Annotated in this window: 5 protein-coding genes and 2 pseudogenes; 6 read left to right on the top strand and 1 reads right to left on the bottom strand. The window is 67.2% G+C overall.

Annotated elements, in window-relative coordinates; genetic code table 11:
* Positions 1-507 (top strand): annotated as a pseudogene (locus AC1VAN_RS15075) (TonB-dependent receptor); the annotation flags it as partial.
* 144 nt (positions 508-651) lie between these two features.
* Here the strand turns inward: AC1VAN_RS15075 and AC1VAN_RS15070 are convergent.
* On the bottom strand, positions 652-909 hold the full coding sequence (locus AC1VAN_RS15070; RefSeq protein ID WP_032976752.1) for a DUF2789 domain-containing protein: 258 nt from the start codon (positions 907-909) through the stop codon (positions 652-654).
* A gap of 107 nt (positions 910-1,016) precedes the next feature.
* On the opposite strand from AC1VAN_RS15070, the gene AC1VAN_RS15065 reads away from it, so the two are divergent.
* The 5 genes and pseudogenes from AC1VAN_RS15065 to AC1VAN_RS15045 form a co-directional block, all read left to right on the top strand.
* A complete protein-coding gene (locus AC1VAN_RS15065) occupies positions 1,017-1,604 on the top strand; it encodes a biliverdin-producing heme oxygenase (protein WP_442251829.1) in 588 nt (195 codons plus the stop codon).
* Positions 1,605-1,635: 31 nt separating this feature from the next.
* Complete coding sequence (locus AC1VAN_RS15060) at positions 1,636-2,103, top strand: YbaN family protein (protein WP_032976749.1); 468 nt, start codon at positions 1,636-1,638, stop codon at positions 2,101-2,103.
* Positions 2,090-2,818, top strand: coding sequence for a tonB-system energizer ExbB (gene exbB / locus AC1VAN_RS15055; RefSeq protein WP_032976748.1), 729 nt, complete (start codon positions 2,090-2,092; stop codon positions 2,816-2,818). Before AC1VAN_RS15060 ends, exbB begins: the two co-directional genes overlap by 14 nt.
* A gap of 8 nt (positions 2,819-2,826) precedes the next feature.
* Positions 2,827-3,252, top strand: a complete 426-nt coding sequence (exbD, locus tag AC1VAN_RS15050; protein ID WP_480986101.1) for a TonB system transport protein ExbD — start codon at positions 2,827-2,829, stop codon at positions 3,250-3,252.
* A pseudogene (locus AC1VAN_RS15045) lies at positions 3,249-3,621 on the top strand (energy transducer TonB); the annotation flags it as partial. The gene exbD and the pseudogene AC1VAN_RS15045, both read left to right, overlap by 4 nt.

Raw genomic sequence — 3,621 nt, 5'->3', positions numbered from 1 at the left:
AGCTATGACAGCGGCAAGGTATTTGCCGATCTGTCGGCGCACTACTACTTCAAGGCCAAGACCTGCGCACCGGACATCGCGGCCGAACGCCGCGCCTACGGTGTCCAGCGCAGGATCGAGGAACTGGTCGGCACGCCGGACTGCGTGGATGGTGGTTTCGAAGGCTCCTACAGCAACACCCAGAACCCGCCGCGCTACATGATCAACCTGACCCTGGGCTCGCGCCTGTTCGACGAGCGGCTGACCTTCGGCACCCGCGTGGTCCACAACGCCGGCCCGATCAGCAAGCTGGACAAGGAATGGAACGTCGGCCTGTCGGCGATCCAGCAGCTGTACCGGCCGACCACGCTGGTGGATCTGTTTGCGAGCTGGAGCTTCAACGACCAGCTGTCGGTGGAAGCGAACGTGGACAACGTGACCGACCGCTACTACCTGGATCCGCTGGCGCTGGGCGTGATGCCCGCACCTGGGCGGACTGCGCGACTGGCCTTTACCTGGCGGTATTGATCAACCCTCCACGCTTGCACCGGTGGAGGGGGCGGATCCCTTTCCCGCGGAAAGGGACCTGGCCCCATCGGGTCCGGTCATCCACGCATGGCGTGGATCTACTGGGGGGGGCGCCGGGCCATGCCCGGCGCTGCCGCCTGGCGCTTACAGCCCGGTCGCGGCCTTCACCGCCGCTTCGTGCAGCGCTTCATTCAGTTCGTCCACCACGGTGGTCCATGCCGCATCGGCCTGCAGCGATTCGGCCAGGAACTGGCGTTGGGCTTCGTTCCAGTACGGGGCATCGGCCACTTCCACGCCGGCGGCCAGCTGATGGTCGGCGATGAACCGGGCAATGCCCTCGGCACTGGCATCCAGGCCCAGCTGCAGGAACAGGTTGGTCATGCGCGGTTCGGTGGTGATCATCGGTGGTGCCCTGGCAATGGAAAGGAACCTGCATTATCGACGCAAGCAGGGTTGGGGGAACCCTCGCCAGGATCGTCTACAGGGGGACGCTTTCCCTGGCACTCCCGATGACCGTTCAGACATCCCTCGAAGACAGCCGCAGCGTGCGGCTGAAGGCCGCCACCCGTGACAGCCATGGCGCCCTCGACAAGCGCATCATGGCCGGCGACATCTTCGCCGACCGCCGCAATTTCGCTCGCTTCCTGCGCGTGCAGTACCGCTTCCACCGCAGCATCGACGCGTTGTACGCAAGCCCTGCGCTGGACGCATTGCTGCCGGACCTGGCGGAGCGTCGCCGCCTGCAGCAGGTGCGCTGCGACCTGCAGGACCTGGAGCAGGCGCTGCCGGGCGAGGACATCGCGGCCCTCCGCGACGACCTGCCGCTGCCGGCCGCGTTGGGCTGGTTGTATGTTGCCGAAGGTTCCAACCTGGGCGGCACCGTGCTCTACAAGATGGCCGCTGCACTCGGCCTGGATCGGAACTTTGGTGCTCGTCACCTGGCGGCACATCCCGATGGGGCCGCGCGGCATTGGCGCGAATTCACTGCTGCTCTCGATGCAGTGGTGCTGTCGCCGGCACAGGAACAGGAAGTGATCGATGCCGCCGATGCCGCGTTCCGCAGCGTGCACGGCCATGTCGAAGTGGAGTTCTCCTGATGTCCCTGCACCGCCCGCTGGCGCGCGATTGATGCGCTGGCTCTGGTTCGTGCTCGGCTGGTTGATGGTCGCGCTGGGGGTGATCGGCGCACTGCTGCCGGTCATGCCGACCACCATTTTCCTGATCCTGGCGGTGGGCTGCTTCGCACGCAGTTCGCCCAGGTTCGAACAGCGGCTGCTTTCCCATCCGCGCTACGGTCCGTCGCTGCGCCTGTGGCGTGAGCAGGGCGCGGTATCGCGCAAAGGCAAGGCGTTTGCCAGCGCCGGCATGGCGGTGGGATTCGCGATGTTCTGCTGGGGCGCACACCCGTCCTGGCGTCTGCTGCTGGGCGTGGGACTGTTCTTTGCGGTCAGTGCCGGTTATGTCCTGAGTCGACCGGCGCCCCGTTTCGATCCAGCGCCGCTGGTGGGCGTGGACGACGCCACCGATCCGCGCGCTGCCCGCCGTCGCACTACTTCTACCGATTCCAATGGAACCTCCGACGATGCTGCCTGCTGATCTGGCTCCCATGGCCGCCCCCGCACTGACCCCCTGGGGCATGTACCTGGCCGCCGATGTGGTGGTGAAGGGCGTGATGATCGCCTTGGCCGTGGCCTCGCTGGCCACCTGGACCGTGCTGCTGGCCAAGGGCTGGGAACTGGCCCGGCAGGCACGCGCGTTGCGCCTGGCGCGAAGCGTGCTGCTGTCGGCACCCAGCCTGCCGGTCGCAGGCGGCGAGCCCGCACTGCAGCAGAACATCGCCGCAGCCATGCTGGATGCCGCGCGCACCGAACTGCATCTGTCGCAGGAACTTGATCACCGCGAGGGGATCAAGGAGCGGGTGGCATCACGACTGGAGCGCCTGGAACTGGAGACCGCACGCAACCAGCGTCGTGGCATCGGCGTGCTTGCCAGCATTGGCGCGGTGGCGCCGTTCGTAGGCCTGTTCGGCACCGTGTGGGGCATCATGAACAGCTTCATCGGCATCGCCCACAGCAATACCACCAACCTTGCCGTGGTGGCGCCAGGTATTGCCGAGGCGCTGCTGGCTACAGCGCTCGGTCTGGTCGCGGCGATCCCGGCGGTACTGGTCTACAACCACTTCACTCGGGTGCTGGCAGGCCTGCGCGGCCTGCTGGGCGATCTTTCCGCGGCTGTGCAGCAGCTGGTGTCGCGTGATCTGGATCGGGCTGCACGCCGGGCGCCGACAGGCACGCTGCGTGCAGTGAACTGAGGCACGCCATGGCGATCAGGACCGCATCCACACGCGATGACACCCCGGAAGAAGCTCACGAGATCAATGTCACGCCCTTCATCGACGTGATGCTGGTGCTGCTGRTCATCTTCATGGTGGCCGCGCCGCTGGCCACGGTGTCGGTGCCGGTGCAGCTTCCTGCCAGCAGTGCGCAGGCGGCGCCGGCAGAAAATGCGCCGGTGTATGTGACCGTGCAGGCCGATCTGTCGCTGCGGGTGGGCGAGGCGCCGGTGGCACGCGATGGCCTCGCCTCTGCGCTGCGCTCGGCAACGCATGGCGATACGTCGCAGCGCCTCTATCTGCGTGCCGATCAGCGGGTCTCCTATGGAGACCTGATGGCGACGCTGGATGCGTTGCGCAGTGCCGGTTACCTGAAGGTCGCCCTGGTCGGGTTGGAGCAGGGCGCACGATGAGCGGGCTGCAGCGCTGGGCAACCAGCCTGGCAATCGTGCTGCTGGCCCATGCGGTGCTGATCGCTACGGCGTGGTGGTGGGCATCGCGTACGCCGCCGGTCGTGGCAGCGGCACCTCCTGCCGCCTTGATGCTGGAACTGGCTCCYGCCGCACAGGCCCCACCGGTACCGCCGCGCGCGCTGCCGGCCGGACCGCTGCAGCAGGAGCAGCAGCGGCGCGTGACCGTGCCCAGGCAACAAGAACAGATCAAGGCGCCGGTGCTGCCCCAAGGCGAACTGGCGGCCCCGGCCGAGCCACCTGCGGAACCGGCAGAGGAAGCGGCGGACAGCAACATCGATCGCACGCTGGCGCCGCCGGACGTTCCTGCCC

This window comes from Stenotrophomonas sp. 05L44_2 (assembly GCF_056665995.1).
The sequence above is the reverse complement of the archived record's forward strand: the minus strand, read 5'-3'. Positions and strand labels throughout refer to the sequence as shown.